Origin of the sequence: Bacillus sp. PK3_68, assembly GCF_003600835.1 — a bacterium.
In the GTDB taxonomy this organism is placed as follows: Bacteria; Bacillota; Bacilli; order Bacillales; family Domibacillaceae; genus Pseudobacillus.
The window spans coordinates 2712501-2736552 of sequence record NZ_NQYC01000001.1; the positions used below are offsets into that span (position 1 = coordinate 2712501).

The following is a 24052-nucleotide window of genomic DNA, read 5'->3' on the forward strand; positions in this document are numbered from 1 at the left end:
GTGACGGCGAGGGAAATGTAGTACCGAAGTTCCTGATTCCACACTGCCAAGAAAAGCCTCTAGCGAGGTGAAAGGTGCCCGTACCGCAAACCGACACAGGTAGGCGAGGAGAGAATCCTAAGGTGAGCGAGTGAACTCTCGTTAAGGAACTCGGCAAAATGACCCCGTAACTTCGGGAGAAGGGGTGCTCTTTGGGGTGCATAGCCCTGAGGAGCCGCAGTGAATAGGCCCAGGCGACTGTTTAGCAAAAACACAGGTCTCTGCGAAGCCGTAAGGCGAAGTATAGGGGCTGACGCCTGCCCGGTGCTGGAAGGTTAAGAGGAGGGGTTAGCTCACGCGAAGCTCTGAATTGAAGCCCCAGTAAACGGCGGCCGTAACTATAACGGTCCTAAGGTAGCGAAATTCCTTGTCGGGTAAGTTCCGACCCGCACGAAAGGCGTAACGATCTGGGCACTGTCTCAACGAGAGACTCGGTGAAATTATAGTACCTGTGAAGATGCAGGTTACCCGCGACAGGACGGAAAGACCCCGTGGAGCTTTACTGCAGCCTGATATTGAATTTCGGCACAGCTTGTACAGGATAGGTAGGAGCCTTTGAAATCGGAGCGCCAGCTTCGGTGGAGGCGTCGGTGGGATACTACCCTGGCTGTGTTGAACTTCTAACCCGCACCCGTGATCCGGGTGGGAGACAGTGTCAGGCGGGCAGTTTGACTGGGGCGGTCGCCTCCTAAAGAGTAACGGAGGCGCCCAAAGGTTCCCTCAGAATGGTTGGAAATCATTCGCAGAGTGTAAAGGCACAAGGGAGCTTGACTGCGAGACCTACAAGTCGAGCAGGGACGAAAGTCGGGCTTAGTGATCCGGTGGTTCCGCATGGAAGGGCCATCGCTCAACGGATAAAAGCTACCCCGGGGATAACAGGCTTATCTCCCCCAAGAGTCCACATCGACGGGGAGGTTTGGCACCTCGATGTCGGCTCATCGCATCCTGGGGCTGTAGTCGGTCCCAAGGGTTGGGCTGTTCGCCCATTAAAGCGGTACGCGAGCTGGGTTCAGAACGTCGTGAGACAGTTCGGTCCCTATCCGTCGCGGGCGCAGGAAATTTGAGAGGAGCTGTCCTTAGTACGAGAGGACCGGGATGGACGCACCGCTGGTGTACCAGTTGTCTTGCCAAAGGCATCGCTGGGTAGCTATGTGCGGACGGGATAAGTGCTGAAAGCATCTAAGCATGAAGCCCCCTCAAGATGAGATTTCCCATAGCGCAAGCTAGTAAGATCCCTGAAAGATGATCAGGTAGATAGGTTCGAAGTGGAAGCGTGGCGACACGTGGAGCTGACGAATACTAATCGATCGAGGACTTATCCTAAATGATACGCCTAACGGCGTCACACATGAAATGGCACGGAGTTGCCGGTTACTGACACATATTATCCAGTTTTGAAAGAACAAATCTTTCATCTTTATACAGTCTGGTGGCGATAGCGAAGAGGTCACACCCGTTCCCATCCCGAACACGGAAGTTAAGCTCTTCAGCGCCGATGGTAGTTGGGGGATTCCCCCTGTGAGAGTAGGACGCTGCCAGGCAATCCAAAAGAACAGCAGACGCTGTTCTTTTTTTTGTTAAAAACATTCCTGATAATCGCTAGATTCGTATATTTTTAACCTATCAAGGCCATACTAGCTTTCAGGAGGTGGAGAAAATGGGGAATTTATTCAAAGGTAGTAAAACGTGCATCGTTTGTGAAAAAGAAAAAAATGAAGGGATGCATGTGTACACAGCATTTATTTGTTGGGAGTGTGAAAGAGAAATTGTCCAGACAGAGCCTGAATCTGAAAAGTATGCGGAATTTGTAAAAAAGTTGAACAAAATAAGAAAGCCCTCTGTTTTTTCGTGATCCCGTCGCTTTAGTGTGTTAGGCTAAGAGAAAAGTATAGAAAAGGCAGGATATTCATTGAAACAAACACGCACCCCACTCGTTGATGCATTGCAACAGCATATTAAACGGCAGCCTTTGTCTTTTCACGTACCGGGCCATAAGAACGGCTCGTTGTGGAAGGAAGGGCTGCCTGCTGGTTTTCAAAATTTTTTAGCTTATGATGTGACCGAAATATCCGGGATGGATGATCTCCATTCACCCGAAGGCTGCATTTTAAAAGCCGAGCAGCTGTTAACGGATTTATATAATACAAGAAAGAGTTATTTTTTAATCAATGGGAGCACAGTTGGAAACTTGGCTATGGTTATGTCTACTTGTAAGGAAGGAGATACCGTTTTTGTCCAACGCAATTCTCACAAGTCTATTTTTCATGCATTGAAGCTGGCAAGATTAAATCCCGTCTTTCTAGATCCAGAGTATGATAGCTACGTACAGTCGGCAGGGCAAGTGAGTCTACATACATTGACCGAAGCATATAACTGTTTTCCTGCTGCAAAAGCGGTCATTTTAACGTATCCTACTTACTATGGCATGGCTAAGGAAATGGAAGAATTGATTCAACTGGCAAAGCATCATGGATCATTTGTTCTTGTCGATGAAGCCCATGGCCCTCATTTTATTCTGCAAGAGCCTTTTCCGAAAACTTCTTTAAAGTCAGGGGCTGATATTGTTGTTCATTCAGCTCATAAAATGCTGCCTGCCATGACAATGGGTTCTTACCTTCATGTACAATCCGAAAACGTACCGCTGGAGAAGCTAGAATTTTACTTGCAGGCTCTTCAATCCAGCAGTCCTTCTTATCCAATCATGGCCTCATTAGATATGGCTCGCGCATATTTAGCTAGCGTAACAGCAGAGGATCAGGCCTTTATCGTTCATATGAGAGAAAAGCTAGCTTTGCAGTTATATGAGAAAGGAATAGAAACGGTTTTTCCGGATGACCCTTTGAAAGTGCTGCTTAGAAAGCCAGGATACACTGGATATGAACTGCAGAAGAGACTGGAAGATGTGAATGTTTACACAGAACTGGCTGATCCTGTCCAGGTTTTATGTACGCTCCCTTTAGTTAAACAAGGAGATCATACTTTTTTGAGCCATGTCGAAAAAAGGCTGTCAGAGATTATAATAGAAGAGAGACAATCGCATGTTTCTAACAGCACCCCTATTCTCCAACAGGAGAAAATATCTCCACTAGTCTTGCCCTACACAGCACAGGAGAAATGCCAAATAGAATGGATAGCTGTCCAGGAATCGGCAGATAGAATAGCAGCTGAAACGGTTATTCCTTATCCTCCGGGGATTCCTTTGATTATAAGTGGGGAAAAGATATCCAAGGAACAAGCTGTGGCGATAGAGAAGTTACACGCCCAAGGGGTACATATACAAGGGGGACAGCGGTTGCGAGAAAATCAATTAGCTGTTTTTACAAAGGAAACGGCTACTAACTAACCAGGTGGAGGACTGTATGAGAAAAGGACTATTTATTACCATTGAAGGCCCAGAGGGAGCTGGCAAGACAAGCATTATCCAAATGCTTGCGCAAAGGCTTGAGGAAGAGGGGCAAGTCGTTATGGCCACACGTGAACCAGGCGGCATTTCCATAGCTGAGCAAATACGGAAGGTCATTTTAAATAAAGAAAACATCTCAATGGATGGGCGGACAGAAGCACTATTATATGCTGCAGCAAGAAGACAGCATCTCGTGGAAAAGGTGAGTCCTGCTCTTGAGGAAGGTCATATCGTGCTTTGTGACCGTTTCATCGATAGTTCTCTTGCTTATCAAGGATATGCGAGAGGATTAGGCGTGGAAGAGGTCTATGAAATCAACCGGTTCGCGATTGGAGAACTAATGCCTCATCTCACTTTATTATTTGATGTTCGTCCGGAAATTGGTCTGGATCGGATTAAAGCGCATAAAGAGCGGGAAGTGAACCGTTTGGATTTAGAAGCTTTATCTTTCCATAAAAAAGTAAGAGAAGGATATTTGCAGTTGGCGGACAAATTTCCAGACCGAATTGCCGTTATAAATGCAGAAGCTTCTATGGAATCTGTGTATCAGGAGAGTCTAAAGTTAATTTTGGCTAAGATTAAGGAGCAATCTTTTTGCCAGTAATGATGAAAGAATTCCTGAGAAAGGGGTTCTTTTTTCACAATATTGTTTGTACAATTCAAAAAAACAATCTTTTTCTTGGTATAATAGAAAAAAGAGGATAGAGGAGGAAGAGGAATGAAATTAATTTTGGCAGTGGTACAGGATCAGGATAGCCATCGTTTATCACAAGCTTTAATAGAGAATAATTTCCGCGCAACAAAACTTGCTACAACAGGCGGCTTTTTAAAAGCAGGAAATACTACATTTATCATCGGAACAGATGATATTCGGCTTGATCGGGCACTCGCTATTATTAAGGATAACTGCCAGTCACGTGATCAGATGGTAGCACCTGTTTCACCAATGGGAGGCAACGCTGATTCTTATGTTCCTTATCCTGTAGAAGTTCCGGTGGGTGGAGCCACAGTATTTGTCTTGCCAGTAGAGCAATTTCATCAATTTTAATAGGGGAATAGATGATGAAAATCAACAAAGATATAAACTTTAATATAGATAAGCTGCGGACAGATCAGAAGCTAGAGCAGACAGGACAGTCGAAATTTGCAGGACTTGTGCAGCATCAGAGCCAGCAAATGAAAACAGAGCAGCTGACAAAATTGTTGGCTGATATCGAGGGAGCGGGAGAGAGATTGGCCCGCTCGCGAACCTTCCAGGATATGGCTAAATACAAGACGCTCGTACGACGGTTTATTAAAGAAGCAGTAGATTTTGGCATGAATTTGAAGAATTCGCATACGTGGAATCAATTCGGCGAAGGGCGCAAGTTAAAAACTGTTGAAACCATCGACGAGAAATTAATTCAATTAACAGAGGATGTAATGAAGCAGGAAAAGTCATCCGTTGATTTATTAGGCCAAATTGGCGAGATCAAGGGATTAATTATAAACTTATACACATAGGCGGGGATGAAAGTGTCCGATATATGGAAAGATTTAAATGAACTGCAGCCTATTGTACTCAAAATGATTACAAACAGCCTGGCAAAAAACCGGGTGGCTCATGCTTACCTGTTTGAGGGGGATCCGGGGACAGGTAAGAAAAAGACCGCCTTTTATTTTGCCAAAAGTTTGCTTTGTAAAGAAGGGACCATGCCTTGCAATGAGTGCAGCAATTGCCGGCGGGTTGACAGCGGCAACCATCCTGATGTTCATATGGTAGAGCCTGACGGCTTATCGATCAAAAAACAACAGATTGTATTCCTTCAACAAGAATTTAGCAAAACAGCTGTAGAAGCGAACAGGAAAATATACATTATCAACCACGCAGACAAGATGACTGCGAGCGCTGCTAATAGTTTGCTAAAGTTTTTAGAGGAACCAGCAGCAGACACAGTCGCCTTGCTTTTGACTGAACAGGCGCAGCGAATGCTTCCAACGATTATTTCTCGTTGTCAGCTCCTCTCTTTTAAACCGCTGCCCCCAGCTCTCCTAAAAAATAAACTCGTTGAAAAAGAAGTTTCCCTGCCAATGGCTGCACTGGTTTCAAGGCTGACAAACAACTTTGATGAGGCGTTTCGTCTGGGTACCGAGGAGTGGTTTGCACAGTCACGCAAGATAGTGTTAAAATTATACGAAGTCCTACTCAAAAATCCATTGGAAGCAATGGTAAAATTGCAGGAGGACTTTAATGGGCATTTTAAAGATAAACAACAAGTAAGTCTGGCACTCGATCTTTTACTGCTGCTTTTCAAAGATTTGTTGTCCATCCAAACAGGAGAAGAACAAGGTCTTGCTTATCCTGACCAGCTTGCCTTGCTTAAGAACACAGCTCTTCATTCTTCCATTGTAAATACAACAGAGCAGATAACTGCTATTTTAGAAGCAAAGCGGAAACTTGATGCTAATATGAATCCACAGCTGCTAATGGAGCAGCTTGTGCTAAAATTGCAGGGGGAGCATCCTTTGTATGACGTAGTAGGAGTACGTTTTAAAAAAGCGGGTAAAATATATTATTTTGATCCAATGGATCTGGGCGTTGAAAAAAACGACCATGTAATTGTAGAAACAGCGAGAGGCGTAGAACACGGTGAAGTAGTAGTAGGGCCGAAAAAGGTAGAGGATGATGATATCGTCCTTCCTTTGAAGAAAGTCATCCGTAAAGCTGATCAGAAAGACCGCTTAATTGTTGAAGAAAACAAAACAGCTGCAGAAGAAGCTTTCGAGATCTGCTGTGAGAAAATTTCTGAACATAAGTTGGATATGAAGCTTGTTGATGTTGAATATACGTTTGATCGCAATAAGGTTATTTTTTATTTTACGGCAGACGGAAGAGTCGATTTCCGGGAGCTTGTAAAAGATCTCGCTGCCATTTTCCGAACAAGAATTGAACTTCGGCAAATCGGTGTTCGTGACGAAGCCAAAATGCTTGGCGGGATTGGTCCATGTGGCAGAATGCTTTGCTGCTCGACTTTTCTGGGAGATTTCGAGCCAGTTTCAATAAAAATGGCGAAGGATCAGAACCTCTCATTAAACCCGACTAAAATTTCAGGTTTGTGTGGTCGTTTAATGTGCTGCTTAAAATATGAGAACGATGAATATGAAGCAGCAAAAGAGATTCTTCCTGATATAGGTACAAAAGTAAACACCCCTCATGGTGCCGGAAAAGTTGTCGGTTTGAATATTTTAGAACGGGTGCTTCAAGTAGAAGTATTCAATCACGAGCGGATCCTTGAATTCACCATTGATGAAATTGGGGCGGAAGGTGCCGTGTCAGTACAAGCCACAGAGTAATGGGGTGGAACGGGTGAAAAAAAAAGAATTTCTTGATTCGGTCAGTGATATGGAAATGCAAATCAGCCAGTTGTATAAACAGCTTGGAGATTTGAAAAAAGGTTTAACAAAAATGATGGAAGAAAATCATTCATTACGGTTAGAGAATGATCATTTACGACGCCGGCTTGAAGAGATTGAGCTTTCGCATAATCAAGTTGGACAAGAGATGGACAAAGAGGCCAGCAGTAAAAACTTTTCAAAGCTGATGGATATAGGTGAAGGCTATGATAACCTTGCCAGACTTTATCAAGAAGGTTTTCATATTTGCAATATTCATTTTGGAAGTCCGCGTAAAGACGAAGATTGCTTGTTTTGTTTATCATTTTTAAATAAAAAGTAATAGAGCATGCTAATGAGGCTGTCCATGAAGGCTAATGCCGGAGCTGTCAATCATTTAAGGAGAGATGACATTCTTCCTAAGTGAAGTGACAGTCGGGCCTGCCTGGACAGTCTTTCTTTTTTGTAAAAACAGGAGGAAAGAAAGAATGGTACTATTAAAGGATGATGAAAGGCTCGATTATTTATTGGCGGAGGAGCTGCGAATTATTCAAAGTCCGTCTGTTTTTGCTTTTTCCCTTGATGCAGTCCTTCTCGCGAGGTTTGCCTATCTTCCAACTAAGAAGGGTTCCATTGTTGATTTATGTTCTGGAAATGGAGTCGTGCCACTATTAATGAGTGCGAAAACAAGCGTTCCAATCATCGGTGTAGAAATTCAAGAGCGGCTATATGATATGGCTGTCCGCAGCATTGCATACAATGGTCTCGAAGACAGAATCTCCATGGTACATGGAGATTTGAAAGAGGCACCAGCACAATTAGGATATGAAAAGCACAGCGTCGTGACCTGTAACCCTCCCTATTTTGTCACACCCTCTCATAAAGAATTAAATATGAATGAACATTTGGCCATTGCCCGTCATGAAATTCACTGTACACTAGAGGATTGTATCCGCTCAAGCAGTGAGCTCTTGAAACAAGGTGGAAAAGCAGCGTTCGTTCATCGCCCGGGAAGGTTATTGGATTTAGTGACGTTGATGAGGAAATATCGTCTAGAGCCTAAGCGACTTCGTTTTGTTTATCCGAAAATGGGAAAAGAGGCCAATACGGTTCTCATCGAGGGTACGAAAGATGGGGCGCCTGATTTGAAAATATTGTCGCCATTATTCGTATATGATGAGCAGGGTGAATATACAGCAGAAGTAAGAGAGATGTTATATGGAGAAAAACACTGATCATTTTTTCTACGTGTTGGAGTGCAAGGATCATTCGTTCTATGGAGGGTACACGACAGACTTAGAGAAAAGACTGAAGGCCCATAACTCTGGTAAAGGGGCAAAATATACACGAGGCAGAGGGCCGGTGCGACTGATTCATTGGGAAAAATTTCATACAGTAACAGAAGCCATGCAGGCGGAATATGCCTTTAAACAGCTGACACGAAAGCAAAAAATTAATTATTTGCAAAGGGAGGGCAGCCGCTATGATAGTTAAGCAAAAAAGTTTTATTGATGAGCAAGGAGCTCTTTACCTCGTTCCTACACCAATCGGTAATTTAGAGGATATGACTTTCCGGGCCATTCGAATCATGAAAGAAGCTGATGTCATTGCTGCCGAAGATACACGCAATACAAAAAAACTCTGTAATTACTTTGAGATCGCTACTCCGATAACAAGCTATCATGAACATAACAAAGAAACGAGTGGAAAGCAGCTTCTCGAACGCATCAGACAGGGGGAAAAAGTAGCCTTGGTCAGCGATGCGGGAATGCCATCTATTTCAGATCCGGGTTATGAGCTAACTTCCGCTGTTATAGCCGAGGGATTAACGGTAGTTCCTCTGCCTGGAGCAAATGCCGCACTAACAGCTCTCATTGCTTCAGGACTTGCTCCCCAGCCATTTTATTTCTATGGCTTTTTAAGCCGATACAAAAAAGAAAAGAAAGCACAGTTAGTCGAGTTGAATAAAATACGCAGCACATTTATTCTGTATGAATCCCCACACCGGTTAAAGGACACACTCGCTTTCATGGCTGAAATATTGGGAGAGGACCGAAAAATTGTATTGTGCCGGGAATTGACAAAGAAGTTTGAAGAGTTTTTGCGAGGTACGATAGCAGAGGCAATTGTCTGGTCAAAAGAAGAGGATATCCTTGGGGAATTTTGTTTAATCGTCGAAGGAAATGAAAAAGCAGAAGAAGAGGAAACTGAAGAATGGTGGTCTTCTTACTCTGTCGTTGACCATGTTCATTATTATATCAACGAAAAAAATTTCTCTACAAAAGAAGCTATTAAGCAGACGGCTGTTGATCGAAATATGGGAAAACGGGATGTGTATCAGGCTTATCACATAGAATAAAGGGAGTTTTTACAAATTTGGTTGCTATGGGGTATTGATTTCCATTTTCCAGAAAAGAGCCAAAATAAAAACGAGCCCGTTGGCTCGTTTTTATTTTGTAGAAGCAAATGACTCGGAAATTTCTTTCATCAATTGTTCTGCACCTTCGCGGCTAAGAATTAATTTTCCGCCTGCAAGCTTGATATTGTCATCAGAAACTTCTCCTGTAATGTGACAAGTCATGCTAGGTTTGTATTTTTTAAGAATGATTTTATCATCATCTACGTAAATTTCTAGAGCATCTTTCTCCGCAATACCTAATGTGCGGCGAAGTTCGATTGGAATAACCACCCGTCCTAATTCGTCAACTTTACGAACAATACCTGTTGATTTCATTTTTTTTGCTCCTTCCAAACTTGTTTATTTAAAAAATATAAAGTTTAATCGTCAATTTTCGACATATTTTTCACTTATGATCTTATCATACCAGCTATTCCCAACATCGTCAACAAGAAAATGTAATTTTACCAGGGAATGTAAAGCGCTTAAAATACTGATATATTAAGGTTTTTCAAAGATTAGTAACAAATTGGAAAAAGAGAAATAAAAAAAATGTCGAATGACCTAGTATTGATGTCGAATCCATTAAAAATCAAAGAGATAAGAGAGTTTAATATTTACAATTGCTACGGAATAAGAGAAAATAAAAGAAGTGGCTCTTTAACGGCGTCCTATGTATATTTTTTTTGTATAATAGTCATAATGTCAATAAAATTTAGTATGAATTGTCCGCTAGGGGCATGAATGTAAAAGAAAGCTCTCAACCGCCGGGTGAGGGCTTTTCTACATAAGAATCAGCGTTTCAAGGAGGGGTACAAGATGAATGATCAAAAAAACACATTTTATCTAACGACACCGATTTATTATCCGAGTGGAAATCTCCATATTGGACATGCTTATACAACGGTAGCAGGTGACGCTATGGCGCGTTATAAGAGACTGCGCGGATTTGATGTCATGTACTTAACAGGTACCGATGAACACGGACAAAAAATTCAACGGAAAGCAGAAGAAACAGGAGTAACTCCACAGCAGTATGTCGACAATATTGTCTCTGGCATTCAAGAGTTATGGGACAAGTTAGATATTTCTTATGATGATTTTATCCGTACAACGCAAACTCGTCATAAGGACATTGTTGAAAAAATCTTTAAACAGTTATTAGATCAAGGGGATATTTATCTAGACGAATATGAGGGCTGGTACTGTACACCTTGTGAATCTTTCTTTACAGAGCGCCAGTTGGAAAATGGCAACTGCCCGGACTGCGGTCGCCCTGTTGAGAAAGTAAAAGAACAGTCTTATTTCTTTAAGATGAGCAAATATGCTGACCGACTGCTTGAATATTATGAAGAGAACCCGGACTTTATCCAACCGGAATCCCGCAAAAATGAGATGATTAACAATTTTATTAAACCGGGACTAGAGGACTTGGCTGTCTCACGTACAACGTTTGATTGGGGCATTAAAGTACCGGGTGATCCTAAGCATGTTATTTACGTGTGGATCGATGCGCTCTCTAACTATATTACAGCCCTTGGCTATGGCACCGTTCATGATGAGAAATATCAAAAATATTGGCCGGCTAATGTCCATCTTGTCGGCAAGGAGATTGTCCGTTTCCATACGATTTACTGGCCAATTATGCTGATGGCGCTTGACTTGCCGCTTCCTAAAAAAGTATTTGCTCATGGATGGCTGCTCATGAAAGACGGGAAGATGTCGAAGTCAAAAGGTAATGTAGTAGATCCCGTTACGTTGATTGACCGTTATGGATTGGATGCCCTTCGTTATTATTTACTTCGTGAAGTACCATTTGGTTCAGACGGCGTCTTTACACCGGAAGGCTTTGTTGAACGGATTAATTACGATCTAGCCAACGATTTAGGCAACTTGCTAAACCGGACTGTTGCAATGATCAATAAATACTTTGACGGTGTCATTCCAACATATAAAGGATCGAATGGGGAATTTGACAAGCAGCTTCAACAGTTGAACATGGAAACAGTCAAGCAGTATGAAGAAGCGATGGAAAAAATGGAGTTTTCCGTTGCGTTGTCAGCTCTCTGGCAGCTCGTTAGCCGTACGAATAAGTACATTGATGAAACACAGCCATGGGTGCTTGCTAAAGAGGAAGAGAAAGATAAGCTTGGCGATGTCATGGCACACTTAGCAGAATCGCTCCGCCGAATGGCTGTTCTTTTGAAGCCATTTTTAACACAGACGCCAAAGAAGATTTTTGAGCAGCTGAATATTCAGGATGAAAAACTGCAATCATGGGATAGTCTGTCTCAATTTGGACTAATACCGGAAGGAACGACAGTAGTAAAAAAAGGAGAACCAATCTTCCCTCGTCTGGATATTGAGGAAGAAATCACTTATATTAAAGAAAAAATGCAAGGGACTCCTGAGAAAAAAGAAGAGCCAAAAGAAGAGCCGAAAGTAGAGTTAACAGAGGAAATAAAAATTGATGATTTCATGAATGTCGATCTGCGTTCAGCAACAGTTATTGCAGCGGAACCAGTTAAAAAAGCTGACAAATTGTTAAAGCTGCAGTTGGATCTCGGTTTTGAAAAGCGTCAGGTCGTTTCAGGTATCGCTGAATTTTACAAGCCGGAAGAGTTAGTCGGCCGCAAAGTAATCGTTGTCGCTAACTTAAAGCCTGTTAAATTGCGTGGAGAACTGTCACAAGGCATGATTCTTGCTGGTAGGGCTGATGGCGTATTATCATTAGTAAGTGTAGATGAAAGCTTGCCAAACGGTTCACGGATTAAATAAATGAGTCGATCGAAAAACATAGAATGTTTCACGTGGAACGATTATTCGACGGGAACGTCTATGTTTTTCTTTTAGAAAGGATGAAAAGAGTGCTATTCGATACGCATGTTCATTTAAATGCTGAACAGTATAATGAAGATATAGAAGAAGTAATTGAGCGGGCTAGAGCAGCTGGAGTAGAAACCATGGTCGTTGTTGGTTTTGACCGTCCAACGATTCAAAAAGCCCTTGAACTTATTGAAAAATATGAATTTCTGTATGCCAGTGTCGGATGGCATCCAGTAGACGCCATCGACATGGAAGAAGAGGATCTTGCTTGGCTGGAAGAGCTGGCGGCACACCCGAAAGTCGTAGCCTTAGGAGAAATGGGGCTTGACTATCATTGGGACAAGTCGCCTAAGGATGTTCAGAAAGAAGTATTTCGTAAGCAAATCCAGCTCGCTAAAAAAGTAAAGCTTCCTATCATTATTCACAATCGGGAAGCCACACAAGACATCGTTGAGATTTTGAAGGAAGAAGGAGCCGAGGAAGTCGGTGGGATTATGCACTGTTTTAGCGGCAGTGTAGAAACCGCGCGTGAATGTGTAGCGATGAACTTTTATATTTCCCTTGGCGGCCCTGTTACATTTAAGAATGCTAAAAAGCCAAAAGAAGTAGCGGTTGATATTCCGCTTGATAATTTGCTCATCGAAACGGACTGTCCATATCTCGCTCCTCATCCTTATCGTGGCAAACGGAATGAACCGGCTTATGTAAAATTGGTTGCAGAGCAAATTGCTGAGCTAAAAGGGATGGATTACGAGGAAGTCGCACGCATAACAACTGAAAATGCCCATAAGCTTTTCTCTATTGAGCGGTGATCGATCATATGAAAATAAAAGAAATCATCGTAGTAGAAGGAAAAGATGACACAACAGCGATTAAGAGAGCGGTAAATGCGGATACGATTGAAACAAACGGCTCAGCCGTTTCAGAAGCTGTTATTGAGAGAATTAAATTGGCACAAGAAACAAGAGGCGTGATCGTCTTCACAGATCCCGATTATCCAGGAGAACGGATTAGACATATTGTTGCTGAACGTGTGCCGGATTGTAAGCATGCTTTTTTGCCGAAGCATGAAGCGATTGAGAAAAGAGGAAGAGGTGTCGGCGTGGAGCATGCTTCTATCGAGGCAATCCGCAAAGCATTAAAAGACGCCCAGACTGTTGAAAAAGAAGCAGTAGAGCAAATTTCCAAAGAGGATTTGGTCGATGCCGGATTAATTGGAGGAGCGCAAGCAAAGGAAAGAAGACAGAAGCTTGGTGAAAAGCTGCGAATTGGCTATACGAATGGAAAGCAGCTGTACAAACGGCTACTCATGTTCCAAATTACACGGGAACAATTTGCCCGTGCCTTAAAAGAAGTGTTGCAGGAGGAAAAGACATGAAAGATATTGCTACTCCTACGCGAACGAAAGAGATATTAGAAAAGTACGGTTTTTCTTTCAAAAAAAGCTTAGGACAGAATTTTTTAATTGACCCGAATATTTTACGCAGAATTACGGAAACAGCCGAGCTGACAAAGGAGACCGGAGCGATTGAAATCGGTCCGGGAATTGGTGCTTTAACGGAACATTTGGCCCGGAGTGCAGGAAAAGTGGTTGCATTTGAAATTGATCAGCGTCTTCTTCCCATTTTGTCGGATACGCTTTCTCCTTATGACAATGTAAAGGTCATTCACGAAGATGTTCTAAAAGCAGACGTTGCTCAAATAGCTGGACAGGAATTTGAAGGCTGTGAACAGTTAATGGTAGTGGCAAACTTGCCTTACTATGTGACAACGCCAATTATTATGAAGCTGCTTGAGGACAAGGTTCCTTTTAAGGGGATTGTTGTCATGCTTCAAAAAGAGGTAGCCGATCGTATCTCAGCCAAGCCTGGTACGAAAGACTACGGTTCTCTGTCAATTGCCATTCAATATTATATGGAAGCAGAAACAGCTTTTATTGTGCCTAAAACGGTCTTTATGCCGCAACCGAACGTTGATTCTGCTGTTATTAAATTGCTGAGACGAGAGCAGCCGGCTGTAGAAGTAATTAACGAAGAATTTTTCTTTACAGTGACACGTGCTTCTTTTGCCCAGCGACGAAAAACAATCTTAAATAATCTAACAAACCAGCTGCCTGCAGGGAAAGAAAAGAAAGACCAGATTATAGAGGCGCTTAGCCAAGCAGAAATCGAGCCTTCTAGAAGAGGAGAGTCTCTTTCCCTAGAGGAGTTTGCTCGGCTCGCCAATGCCCTTTGCCCAGTTTTTTGTTAACAGAGTATCCGCCTCAATTTGCAGGCGGATATTTTACTTTGAGAGTTTTTCTTTCATAAATATAGAAGTACATTCCCCAATTGGGCATTTCCTGCATAAGATAATCGGAAGAGTAAAAATTAACGGGGATGATCACATGGTGATTCGTATTAATTCTATTGTCAGCCGCCCGTCTTATGGGAACGACATTTTGTTTAGAGTAATGGAAATCAAAGATACGGAAGAAGGCAAAATAGCTATTTTGTCAGGAGAAGATTATCGGCTGATTGCAGACGCCCCGTTCTCCGATTTGTTAGAAGTAGACCCTGATGAACAAAAAAGAATGACACGCGCTACGAGAATGCGAGAAGAGCAGTCGCTGCACCTATTTAGACAAGAGCTAGAATTAATTAAAGAAAAGCAGGAGTACAGGGCAACAGATTGTTATCGGAATGAAAATGATGTTTTTCAAATACCAGGCAGAGTACTACACATGGATGGTGACCCCAATTATTTAAAAAAATGCTTGGCCGCTTATGAAAAAATCGGTCTTCCGGTTTATGGCATACACTGTCTGGAAGAAGAAATGCCCAAAAAAATCTCAGCATTAATCGACGAATATCGCCCCGATATCTTAGTCATAACGGGGCATGATTCATATTCAAAAACGAAAGGAAGCAAATCAGATATAAAGGCCTACCGACATTCAAAATATTTTGTACAAACGGTTCGATTGGCGAGAAAGAAAGTCCCTCACTTAGATCAATTGGTTATTTTTGCTGGAGCGTGCCAGTCACATTTTGAATCTTTAATACGGGCAGGAGCCAACTTTGCTAGTTCTCCCTTCCGTGTAAATATTCATGCACTGGATCCGGTCTACATCTCCTCTAAAATTGGCTTTACACCTTTCAATGAGCTTGTCGATGTCAGAGAAGTGTTGAGAAATACACTGACAGGTAATAAAGGGTTGGGGGGAGTTGAAACAAAAGGAGTGCTCCGCATTGGCATGCCGTTTAACCAGTCTGAGGAAGAATAAAGAAGGCGAAAAACAATTTTGTCATGGTTATTGGATTATTGGGAACGCTAAAAATATGATGAAAAAAGCAGGTTTTTGTAAAATAAAAAACGTTGACAAAAGGGGGCGCGGGTTGATAAAATATTTTATTTATTTGACTTGCTATTTAAATCATGTTATTATAAAAATAGTGAGGTGGAAGCGGATGCCAAAAACATTAGCCGACATTAAAAAATCCCTTGATTCAAATTTAGGAAAAAGACTCTTGTTGAAAGCGAACGGGGGACGCCGTAAAACTATTGAGCGATCTGGGGTTCTAGCTGAAACATATCAAGCAGTCTTTGTTGTAGAATTGGATCAAGATGAAAACGCATTTGAAAGAGTATCGTACAGCTATGCAGATGTGTTAACAGAAACAGTAGAATTAACGTTTGAAGACGCAGCAGGAAGCGCCGTTTAATTTTGCAGTAAACAATATTGTTTACTGCTTTTTTATTGGTTTAAAGTTAGTCACCTGGGAGACACTTAACTTTTCCCCGACCAAAAGAAAAGCAAACTTTTTAATAAATAGTATTTCATAGAGGCCAAACGAGCGCTCTTTGCTTTTGATGCTGTCCAGCTCCAAGCGCTAACACGTACGGCAGTTTCGGCCTGTCTGCAGAGCCAAAGAACGGGCTCTTTCAGTCAGCCCTCCAACTGCCTATCGTGCTAAACGAGCGCTCTCTGCTTTTGAAGGCTTCCCTTCATTTTCCGCTAATCGTTTTAAATAGGCTGGTTAAGCTATAAATGGCGGCAAAAGGAGGGCAACTAATGGGCAGAAGAAGAGGAATTATGTCTGACCAATTGAAAGAAGAGCTTGCGAAGGAGTTAGGGTTTTATGACACTGTTCAACGGGAAGGCTGGGGCGGAATTACAGCCCGTGACGCGGGTAACATGGTCAAACGAGCAATTGAACTGGCAGAAAACCAGCTCGTCAACAAGCGCTGACACTTTTAGCTAACTTCTAATTAAAAAGCCGCTAAGGGATCGGGGAAACCCCGATCCTTTTTTACATAGAAAATTGCTCCATCACACATCATATTTACAACTCCTAATCGACTTTATGATAAAATAAGCTAAACTGTAATGTGCACAAAGTAGGTGGCCTATTGTGAAAATAATGATGAAAGCACCGGCGAAGATTAATTTAACGCTCGATGTGCTACATAAACGTGCGGATGGATATCATGAGGTAGAGATGATCATGACAACAGTAGATCTGGCAGACCGAATTGAATTGGAACCACTCGCAAAAGATGAAATTAAAATTATATCCCATAACCGTTTTGTTCCGGATGATAAACGTAACTTAGCTTACCAGGCAGCGATGCTGCTTAAAGAAAGGTACGGCATTCGTTCAGGTGTAGCGATTGGCATTGAAAAGGTGATCCCGGTAGCTGCTGGTCTAGCAGGCGGCAGCAGTGACGCCGCTGCTACATTGAAGGGGCTAAACAAGCTATGGGATCTAGGGTTAAGTCTAGACGAACTAGCGACTCTCGGAGCGGAGATTGGTTCCGATGTTTCTTTTTGTGTATACGGCGGCACCGCTTTAGCCAAGGGACGGGGAGAAAAAATACAGCACCTTCCAGCTCCCCCGAATTGCTGGGTGGTTCTTGCTAAACCGACAATCGGTGTGTCCACAGCTGAAGTGTACAAAAATTTAAAGATTGACGGCTTGCGGCATCCTAATACACAGGCAATGATGTCTGCCATTGAAACGAAGGATTATCATAAAATGTGCGCTCATCTTGGCAATGTTCTGGAGTCTGTGACATTAAAGCTCTATCCGGAAGTGGCTCAAATTAAAGAACAGATGGAACGATTTGGAGCAGATGCTGTGCTGATGAGTGGAAGCGGACCAACCGTTTTTGGACTAATGCAGCATGATTCTAGAATGCACCGGGTTTGCAACGGCTTAAGAGGCTTTTGCGACCAGGTATACGCAGTCAGAATGCTAGGAGAAGGGATTCCTGTTGATTGAACCCGTATGTTAAGATATATTTAAAATTAAATATTCGGATTTACTCCTTAGGAGGGTCGAACAGAACATGAAGTTTCGTCGAAGTGAACGGTTAATTGACATGACACATTATTTACTGGAGCATCCACAGCAGCTTGTTTCACTTACTTTTTTTGCCGAACGGTACGGATCGGCAAAATCATCTATTAGTGAAGACTTGTCTATTGTGAAGGAAACGTTTGAACAGCGCGGCATTGGCTCTCTTCAAACCATTCCGGGAGCTGCTGGTGGGGTTAAATATTTCTCAAAAGTTAGTGAGATAGAAGCACGAAAATTTATCGCAAATCTTTGCGAACAAATTGAAAGCCCCGAGAGACTTCTTCCTGGCGGCTATTTATACATGATGGACCTGCTTGGTCATCCGCAAGTTATTCATCAAGTCGGCAAACTTCTTGCCTCTGCTTATGCAGGCATGGAGATTGATGCCATCATGACAGTAGCAACAAAAGGCATTCCCATCGCCCATGCCATTGCCTCACATTTGAATGTTCCGGTTGTTGTCGTTCGTCGGGACAGCAAAGTAACAGAGGGCCCGACTGTCAGCATTAATTATGTATCGGGTTCTACAAAGCGCATACAAACGATGGTGCTCGCAAAGCGCAGTTTGAAAGAAGGATCCAAGGTGTTGCTTGTAGATGATTTTATGAAGGCTGGCGGGACGATAAATGGAATGATCAGCCTGTTAGCAGAGTTTAATGCTTCTGTAGCAGGAATTGCTGTCCTCGTTGAAGCAGAACATGACGAGGAAAGACTCGTAGAGGATTACATATCACTTGTTAAGCTGCAAGATGTAAATGTTCGCACGTCTGCTATTTCTGTAGTAGAAGGAAATTATTTTTCCAAAAACATACAGTTTTCATAAGGAGAGGTTAAGATGAAAGTAGTAGCGACAAATCAAGCACCAGCGGCCATTGGCCCATATTCTCAGGGGATTATTGTAAATAACATGTTTTATAGTTCTGGTCAAATCCCATTAACACCTGCAGGGGAATTAGTAAATGGAGATGTAACCGAGCAAACTCATCAAGTATTTAAAAATCTTCAGGCTGTTTTAGCTGAAGCTGGAGCTTCCTTGGATACAGTCGTGAAAGCTACAGTCTTCATCGCTGACATGGAAGAATTCGGGGCAGTGAATGACGTGTACAGCCAATACTTTGGTGAACATAAACCAGCCCGTTCCTGCGTGGAAGTGGCAAGGCTGCCTAAAGATGTGAAAGTCGAAATTGAAGTAATTGCCCTCGTAAAATAATACGGGTAACCAAGAGTTGGAAATGCTTTTCTTCGCCAGCATGTTGATTGGTAGAAATGATGGTTTTGACTGGCATATCCATCTCTAAAATCAGTTTTTTCCGTTTCGAAACACTCGTGAAATCATCACGGGTGTTTTTTATACAAAATAAAGTAAAATTTTTTCAAAAAAAAGAAGGAATATTTGAAATATTATTGAATAGTTAGTTTAAGCTTTTTATATAGGGGAAAAAGGGGTGAACAGAGTGGAAGTAACTGATGTGAGACTAAGACGCGTAAATACGGATGGCCGCATGAGAGCGATTGCATCAATTACGTTGGACAATGAATTTGTTATTCATGATATCCGTGTAATTGACGGCAACAATGGTTTGTTTGTTGCTATGCCAAGCAAACGTACGCCAGATGGCGAGTTTCGTGATATTGCCCATCCAATCAACTCCAACACACGCGGTAAAATCCAAGATGCTGTTTTAGCTGAGTATCACCGTCTGGGAGAATTGGAAGAAGTGGAATTAGAAGAAGCAGGAGCTTCATAAATTTACATGCAACAAGAGCCTACTTCAAATGTATGGCTCTTTTTTCATTGAAAAAAACACCTCCATTTCCACTCATATTTCCCTTTTGGCATCTTCTTTCTTACATTCCTTTAAAAATCCGAATATTCATTGACAAAAATTTGTCGTTTTTTAAGCTGTCTTGAAATAAGAGCCCTTTTAAGATATAGTCAATAAGGATAAAAAGTTATAGGGGGACCCTCAATGACGAATATTTATGCTGTCATTCTTGCGGCAGGAAAAGGCACACGGATGAAGTCTAAGCTTTATAAAGTGCTTCACCCTGTCTGTGGTAAACCGATGGTAGAGCATGTGATTGATCAAATATCTGATTTACATACAAATAAAATTGTTACAATTGTTGGCCATGGAGCAGAAAAAGTAAAAGGCTATCTTGGTGAAAAGAGTGAATTTGCTTTGCAGGAAGAGCAGCTTGGTACTGCTCATGCAGTCATGCAGGCAGAAGCTATTCTTGGAGAAGAAGAGGGCTGCACACTCGTTGTTTGCGGTGATACACCACTTATTAAGTCTTCTACTATGGAGCAGCTTGTTCATTATCATACAGAACAGCAGGCGAAGGCAACAATTTTAACAGCTTATACAGAGCAGCCAGACGGCTATGGACGGATCATTCGAAACGAACAAGGAATGGTCGAGAAGATCGTTGAGCATAAAGATGCAACAGACGAAGAACGGCAAGTAAAGGAAATCAATACAGGCACTTATTGCTTCGATAACCGCTATCTATTTGATACGTTGAAAAAAGTATCGAATGATAATGCTCAAGGTGAATACTATTTGCCAGATGTAATTGAAATTCTTAAGAAAGCTGGAGAAAAAGTAGCAGCTTATCAAACAGAGGATTTTAATGAAACATTAGGTGTAAATGATCGCGTGGCTTTAAGTCAGGCAGAGAAGATTATGCGTGAACGTATTAATGAGCAGCATATGCGCAATGGTGTCACGCTCATCAGTCCAGAAAACACATTTATCGGTCCGGATGTTGTCATCGGTTCGGATACAGTGCTTTACCCTGGAACCGTCTTATCGGGAAATACAGTGATCGGTGCTGACTGTGAAATTGGACCAAATAGTGAAATCACTAATTGCCAAGTCGGAGATCATACTGTTGTTCGCCATTCTGTAGCGGCCGATAGTGAAATTGGTTCTCGCGTGGCTATTGGGCCATTTGCACACATTCGCCCGGCTTCTCAAATCAGTGATGAAGCAAAGATCGGTAATTTTGTTGAAATTAAAAAAACTGTCTTTGGCAAAGGCAGCAAAGCTTCCCATTTAAGTTATATCGGGGACGCGGAAGTAGGAAGCGGAGTAAACATCGGCTGTGGTTCCATTACAGTTAACTATGATGGAAAAAATAAGTTTTTAACAAAGATTGAAGATGATGCATTCATCGGCTGCAATTCTAATCTTGTAGCCCCAGTTACAGTAGGCAAGGGAGCATATGTAGCAGCAGGCTCTACGATTACAAACGACGTACCTGGTGAAGCTTTATCTATTGCTCGTGCCCGTCAAGTAAACAAAGAAAATTATGTAGAAAAATTAAATCTTAAAAAATAAAGGCGGAGGTCCACCCATGCATAATCAGTATTTAGATCCGAAGTTGAAAATCTTTTCTCTTAATTCTAACCGCAAACTTGCTGAAGAAATTGCTGAAACGATCGGCGTAGAATTAGGGAAATGCTCCGTGAAGCGTTTTAGTGACGGAGAGATACAAATTAATATTGAAGAGAGTATTCGCGGCTGTGACGTATACGTTGTTCAATCAACAAGCGCACCGGTCAATGAAAATCTAATGGAATTACTCATTATGATTGATGCTCTAAAAAGAGCCTCTGCTAAAACGATTAATATTGTCATTCCTTACTATGGTTATGCACGTCAGGACCGCAAAGCCCGCGCTCGTGAGCCAATCACAGCTAAGTTGGTAGCAAACTTACTTGAAACGGCTGGAGCTACTCGCGTGATTACGCTTGATCTACATGCACCGCAAATTCAAGGATTCTTTGATATACCAATCGATCATCTAATGGGTGTACCAATCTTATCTGATTACTTTAAAGGAAAGAACTTCAGCGGAGATGATGTCGTTATTGTTTCTCCAGATCATGGCGGAGTAACACGCGCACGTAAAATGGCTGATCGCTTAAAAGCACCGATTGCTATTATCGATAAGCGTCGCCCAAGACCAAACGTAGCTGAAGTGATGAATATTGTTGGTAACATTGATGGAAAGATTGCCATCTTGATCGATGATATCATCGATACAGCTGGCACAATTACACTTGCAGCAAATGCTCTTATCGAAAATGGAGCAAAAGAAGTATACGCTTCTTGTACGCATCCTGTACTTTCAGGTCCAGCGATCGAGCGCATTCAAAACTCTAACATTAAAGAACTGGTTATTACTAACTCCATTGCCCTGCCTGAAGAGAAGAAGACTGATAAAATTGTAGAGCTATCGATTGCACCATTGATCAGCGAAGCCATTATTCGCGTTCACGAAGAGCAATCTGTCAGCACTCTATTTGATTAATAGAAAAGCGGAGGGCGCTTGTTCAGCGGCGTAGGGACTGGACGGTTCTGCATGAGATAAAGGAAACACGAAGAGCGTTAGCGATTCGATGTTGATTTATCGCAAGAAAGGGCAGGGAGTCAACTAGCCGCTAAGCGCCTCCAGCTGGACAATAGAAAAGCGGAAGGCGCTCGATTAGCGACGACAAGCATAGGTCAAGCCGTCTGGAAGGTTGTTCTTTAACCTTCTGGGCGGCTTAGCTTATGACCTTGGGTCCCAAGGAGGCGCAGTTGAGCAAAGAAAAACAGAAGGTGCTCAATTCGCGTGATAGAAGGTTGGAGGGATTTCTGTTAGAGTCACTCTTAGCTCGAGCGAGATTTTCCAAACCGCCAGCCCCTTAATAAAATAGCCTTTTCCCAAAAAGCTGTTTTTTCAGTTTTAGAGGGAAGGGCTTTTTTATTTAGGCAGGCAGACACTGGTTGCTATAAAGTGACTATGAGCAAGTCGGCGGGTCTTTCATTCAGAGATAAAAAGAAGTCATTCTGCCCTTTTATGTTTAAGTATGACGAAATCAGGGAATAGATGATTTAGGACAAAAATTTTAAACAGAGATCATAATACAGGAAGGTGAGTTTCTCTAATGAATTCAGTACTTGAAGCAAAAAAGCGTCAAGAATTTCAACGTTCTGCTAAAACTGAGCTTCGTGAGGAAGGAAATTTCCCTGCTGTCGTTTATGGAAAAGATATGGAAGCAGAATCCGTCTTCGTCAATGAAGGAGATTTCATTAAAGTCATTAAAGAAGTTGGCCGCAATGGTGTGATTTCTTTAGCAGTGGATGGAAAAGAACATAACGTTATTCTGCATGACTATCAACAAGATCCCATTAAAAATTACATTGTCCATGCGGACTTCCTTGCGGTAGATTTATCATCCGAGATCACTTCAAATGTCCGGGTAGATTTAGAGGGAGAAGCGGCTGGAGCGAAAGAAGGCGGAGTTGTCCAACAACCGCTATTTGAGCTTTCAGTGACAGCCAAAGTTAGTGAATTCCCTGAAAATCTTACAGTCGATGTTTCCCACTTAAACATCGGTGATAGTTTGTCTGTTGGAGAAATCCGTGGTAATCATCCGTTTATCATTAATCATGAAGATGATGAGGTCGTTGTATCTATTCTTGCTCCGCGTGTGGAGGAAGCCGCCGAGGATAGCAATCCTGAAGCAGCAGAAGAAGGCAGAGAGGCAGAAACAAATACAGCGCAAGAATAATATAATTAAAGAGGCCAGCCCAGTTTTTACTGGAGCCGGCCTCTTTTTTATGGGAGAAAGAAGTGATGGAATAGAATTAGGCGTATAATTTCTTATGCATGTGCGTTATACTTAAATTAATTTATTGAAGAAAAATTTGAGGTGCAAAACATGAAGCTAGTTGTTGGTCTCGGCAATCCGGGGGCAAAATATGCAGGTACGAGGCATAATATCGGTTTTGATGTGATTGAGGAGTTAGCTGAACGTTTCAATTCCCCCCTCACAGAGGCAAAGCACAAAGGGGTTTATACGATTGTGCGAAAGGGAACAGAGAAAGCGATTTTGCTTAAGCCGCTTACATACATGAACCTGTCCGGAGAAAGCATCGGGGAGGTTATGCGCTATTATGATGTGGCAACAGAGGATGTTGTTGTGATTTATGATGATCTAGACTTGCCAACCGGCCGTATCCGCCTTCGACAAAAAGGCAGTGCAGGCGGGCATAATGGAATAAAGTCAACTATTGCTCATCTTGGTACGCAAAACTTTAATCGCATCCGTATTGGGATTGACCGCCCAGTTCCTCCGATGAAGGTGGTTGATTACGTATTAGGCAAATTTACGGAGGATGAGCAGGAAAAAATGAAACAGGCTGTTTCAAAGAGTGCGGATGCAGTAGAAGCATGGTTGGAAAAGCCGTTTCTTGAAGTAATGAACGAATATAACATTCAAACGTGAATAAATGCTTTCTTCTTTGCCTATACTAACGTTAACTACATAGTAGAGGTTAGCAGCAAAGGAGGAGGCACATGGCCATTCATTACGTTTGCCGCCATTGCGGAACGACAGTTGGGAGTCTTAAACAGCCAGTTGTTTCAAGCCGGCAGCTTGGCATTCACGCACTGACGGAAGACGAGAGAATAGAGATGGTTCAATACGATTCTGAAGGTAACGTGACAATAACAACAATATGTGAAGATTGTGAGGAGTCTCTTCAAAGAAACCCTGATTTTCACCAATACGATTATTTTATACATTAAAGCAGCTTTGGACAGCGATCCAAAGCATTTTTCTGTTTTCCACCAGGGCAATACACAGACAGCCTTGGCTGAACGGACAGCAAAGCG

27 protein-coding genes, 2 rRNA genes and 1 pseudogene (1 of these 30 running past the window's edge) are annotated in these 24052 nt (G+C 42.3%); 29 read left to right on the forward strand and 1 reads right to left on the reverse strand.

Annotated features, from left to right (window positions below; genetic code table 11):
- The 13 genes and pseudogenes from CJ483_RS13715 to rsmI all read left to right on the forward strand — a co-directional run.
- Positions 1-1362, forward strand: a 23S ribosomal RNA gene (locus tag CJ483_RS13715); it begins 1567 nt to the left of the window's first position.
- Between the two features lie 102 nt (positions 1363-1464).
- Positions 1465-1580 (forward strand): 5S ribosomal RNA (gene rrf, locus CJ483_RS13720).
- 116 nt (positions 1581-1696) lie between these two features.
- A complete protein-coding gene (locus tag CJ483_RS13725) occupies positions 1697-1891 on the forward strand; it encodes a sigma factor G inhibitor Gin (protein WP_120035794.1) in 195 nt (64 codons plus the stop codon).
- A gap of 57 nt (positions 1892-1948) precedes the next feature.
- On the forward strand, positions 1949-3382 hold the full coding sequence (locus CJ483_RS13730; protein ID WP_120035795.1) for an aminotransferase class I/II-fold pyridoxal phosphate-dependent enzyme: 1434 nt from the start codon (positions 1949-1951) through the stop codon (positions 3380-3382).
- A gap of 16 nt (positions 3383-3398) precedes the next feature.
- Positions 3399-4046: a dTMP kinase gene (tmk, locus tag CJ483_RS13735; protein ID WP_120035796.1), complete on the forward strand. Its 648-nt coding sequence runs from the start codon at positions 3399-3401 to the stop codon at positions 4044-4046.
- A gap of 114 nt (positions 4047-4160) precedes the next feature.
- Positions 4161-4490: a cyclic-di-AMP receptor gene (locus CJ483_RS13740; RefSeq protein ID WP_049665996.1), complete on the forward strand. Its 330-nt coding sequence runs from the start codon at positions 4161-4163 to the stop codon at positions 4488-4490.
- Between the two features lie 14 nt (positions 4491-4504).
- Entirely contained in the window at positions 4505-4945 is a 441-nt protein-coding gene (locus tag CJ483_RS13745) for a YaaR family protein (RefSeq protein ID WP_120035797.1), read from the forward strand.
- Between the two features lie 6 nt (positions 4946-4951).
- Positions 4952-5923, forward strand: a pseudogene (gene holB / locus CJ483_RS13750) (DNA polymerase III subunit delta'); the annotation flags it as partial.
- Positions 5924-5947: 24 nt separating this feature from the next.
- Positions 5948-6775, forward strand: a complete 828-nt coding sequence (locus CJ483_RS13755) for a PSP1 domain-containing protein (protein WP_120038033.1) — start codon at positions 5948-5950, stop codon at positions 6773-6775.
- Positions 6776-6788: 13 nt separating this feature from the next.
- The gene (gene yabA, locus CJ483_RS13760) at positions 6789-7157 is read left to right on the forward strand and encodes a DNA replication initiation control protein YabA (protein WP_120035798.1); all 369 of its coding nucleotides are present in this window, start codon (positions 6789-6791) and stop codon (positions 7155-7157) included.
- Positions 7158-7302: 145 nt separating this feature from the next.
- Complete coding sequence (locus tag CJ483_RS13765) at positions 7303-8049, forward strand: tRNA1(Val) (adenine(37)-N6)-methyltransferase (RefSeq protein WP_120035799.1); 747 nt, start codon at positions 7303-7305, stop codon at positions 8047-8049.
- A complete protein-coding gene (locus CJ483_RS13770) occupies positions 8033-8308 on the forward strand; it encodes a GIY-YIG nuclease family protein (RefSeq protein ID WP_120035800.1) in 276 nt (91 codons plus the stop codon). The genes CJ483_RS13765 and CJ483_RS13770 overlap by 17 nt, the downstream gene beginning before the upstream one ends.
- Positions 8298-9173, forward strand: coding sequence for a 16S rRNA (cytidine(1402)-2'-O)-methyltransferase (gene rsmI, locus CJ483_RS13775; RefSeq protein ID WP_481747716.1), 876 nt, complete (start codon positions 8298-8300; stop codon positions 9171-9173). The genes CJ483_RS13770 and rsmI overlap by 11 nt, the downstream gene beginning before the upstream one ends.
- Positions 9174-9263: 90 nt before the next feature.
- On the opposite strand, the gene CJ483_RS13780 is transcribed toward rsmI, so the two are convergent.
- Complete coding sequence (locus tag CJ483_RS13780) at positions 9264-9548, reverse strand: AbrB/MazE/SpoVT family DNA-binding domain-containing protein (RefSeq protein WP_049666009.1); 285 nt, start codon at positions 9546-9548, stop codon at positions 9264-9266.
- Between the two features lie 435 nt (positions 9549-9983).
- Here CJ483_RS13780 and metG point away from each other — a divergent pair, with 435 nt between their 5' ends.
- From metG to fin, 16 genes are all read left to right on the forward strand, one after another.
- Entirely contained in the window at positions 9984-11990 is a 2007-nt protein-coding gene (metG, locus tag CJ483_RS13785; protein ID WP_259455655.1) for a methionine--tRNA ligase, read from the forward strand.
- 89 nt (positions 11991-12079) lie between these two features.
- Entirely contained in the window at positions 12080-12850 is a 771-nt protein-coding gene (locus tag CJ483_RS13790) for a TatD family hydrolase (protein WP_120035802.1), read from the forward strand.
- 8 nt (positions 12851-12858) lie between these two features.
- Positions 12859-13416 carry a ribonuclease M5 gene (gene rnmV / locus CJ483_RS13795; RefSeq protein ID WP_120035803.1) on the forward strand — a complete coding sequence of 186 codons (558 nt, stop codon included), beginning with the start codon at positions 12859-12861 and terminating at the stop codon, positions 13414-13416.
- Complete coding sequence (gene rsmA / locus CJ483_RS13800; RefSeq protein WP_120035804.1) at positions 13413-14288, forward strand: 16S rRNA (adenine(1518)-N(6)/adenine(1519)-N(6))-dimethyltransferase RsmA; 876 nt, start codon at positions 13413-13415, stop codon at positions 14286-14288. The genes rnmV and rsmA overlap by 4 nt, the downstream gene beginning before the upstream one ends.
- 136 nt (positions 14289-14424) lie before the next feature.
- Complete coding sequence (gene yabG / locus CJ483_RS13805; RefSeq protein WP_120035805.1) at positions 14425-15303, forward strand: sporulation peptidase YabG; 879 nt, start codon at positions 14425-14427, stop codon at positions 15301-15303.
- A 184-nt stretch (positions 15304-15487) separates the two neighbouring features.
- Entirely contained in the window at positions 15488-15742 is a 255-nt protein-coding gene (gene veg, locus CJ483_RS13810; RefSeq protein WP_049666021.1) for a biofilm formation stimulator Veg, read from the forward strand.
- Between the two features lie 350 nt (positions 15743-16092).
- Positions 16093-16269, forward strand: a complete 177-nt coding sequence (locus tag CJ483_RS13815; protein WP_039234758.1) for a small, acid-soluble spore protein, alpha/beta type — start codon at positions 16093-16095, stop codon at positions 16267-16269.
- A 163-nt stretch (positions 16270-16432) separates the two neighbouring features.
- On the forward strand, positions 16433-17302 hold the full coding sequence (ispE, locus tag CJ483_RS13820) for a 4-(cytidine 5'-diphospho)-2-C-methyl-D-erythritol kinase (protein ID WP_120035806.1): 870 nt from the start codon (positions 16433-16435) through the stop codon (positions 17300-17302).
- Between the two features lie 67 nt (positions 17303-17369).
- On the forward strand, positions 17370-18203 hold the full coding sequence (purR, locus tag CJ483_RS13825) for a pur operon repressor (protein WP_120035807.1): 834 nt from the start codon (positions 17370-17372) through the stop codon (positions 18201-18203).
- Between the two features lie 12 nt (positions 18204-18215).
- A complete protein-coding gene (ridA, locus tag CJ483_RS13830; protein WP_120035808.1) occupies positions 18216-18590 on the forward strand; it encodes a 2-iminobutanoate/2-iminopropanoate deaminase in 375 nt (124 codons plus the stop codon).
- A gap of 244 nt (positions 18591-18834) precedes the next feature.
- A complete protein-coding gene (gene spoVG / locus CJ483_RS13835) occupies positions 18835-19128 on the forward strand; it encodes a septation regulator SpoVG (RefSeq protein ID WP_041101893.1) in 294 nt (97 codons plus the stop codon).
- A 222-nt stretch (positions 19129-19350) separates the two neighbouring features.
- Positions 19351-20724: a bifunctional UDP-N-acetylglucosamine diphosphorylase/glucosamine-1-phosphate N-acetyltransferase GlmU gene (glmU, locus tag CJ483_RS13840; RefSeq protein ID WP_120035809.1), complete on the forward strand. Its 1374-nt coding sequence runs from the start codon at positions 19351-19353 to the stop codon at positions 20722-20724.
- 16 nt (positions 20725-20740) lie between these two features.
- Positions 20741-21700, forward strand: coding sequence for a ribose-phosphate diphosphokinase (locus CJ483_RS13845; RefSeq protein WP_120035810.1), 960 nt, complete (start codon positions 20741-20743; stop codon positions 21698-21700).
- A 619-nt stretch (positions 21701-22319) separates the two neighbouring features.
- A complete protein-coding gene (locus CJ483_RS13850; RefSeq protein ID WP_120035811.1) occupies positions 22320-22946 on the forward strand; it encodes a 50S ribosomal protein L25/general stress protein Ctc in 627 nt (208 codons plus the stop codon).
- Positions 22947-23096: 150 nt separating this feature from the next.
- The gene (gene pth, locus CJ483_RS13855) at positions 23097-23663 is read left to right on the forward strand and encodes an aminoacyl-tRNA hydrolase (protein WP_120035812.1); all 567 of its coding nucleotides are present in this window, start codon (positions 23097-23099) and stop codon (positions 23661-23663) included.
- 71 nt (positions 23664-23734) lie between these two features.
- Complete coding sequence (fin, locus tag CJ483_RS13860) at positions 23735-23965, forward strand: anti-sigma-F factor Fin (RefSeq protein WP_120035813.1); 231 nt, start codon at positions 23735-23737, stop codon at positions 23963-23965.
- Positions 23966-24052 lie beyond the last annotated feature (87 nt).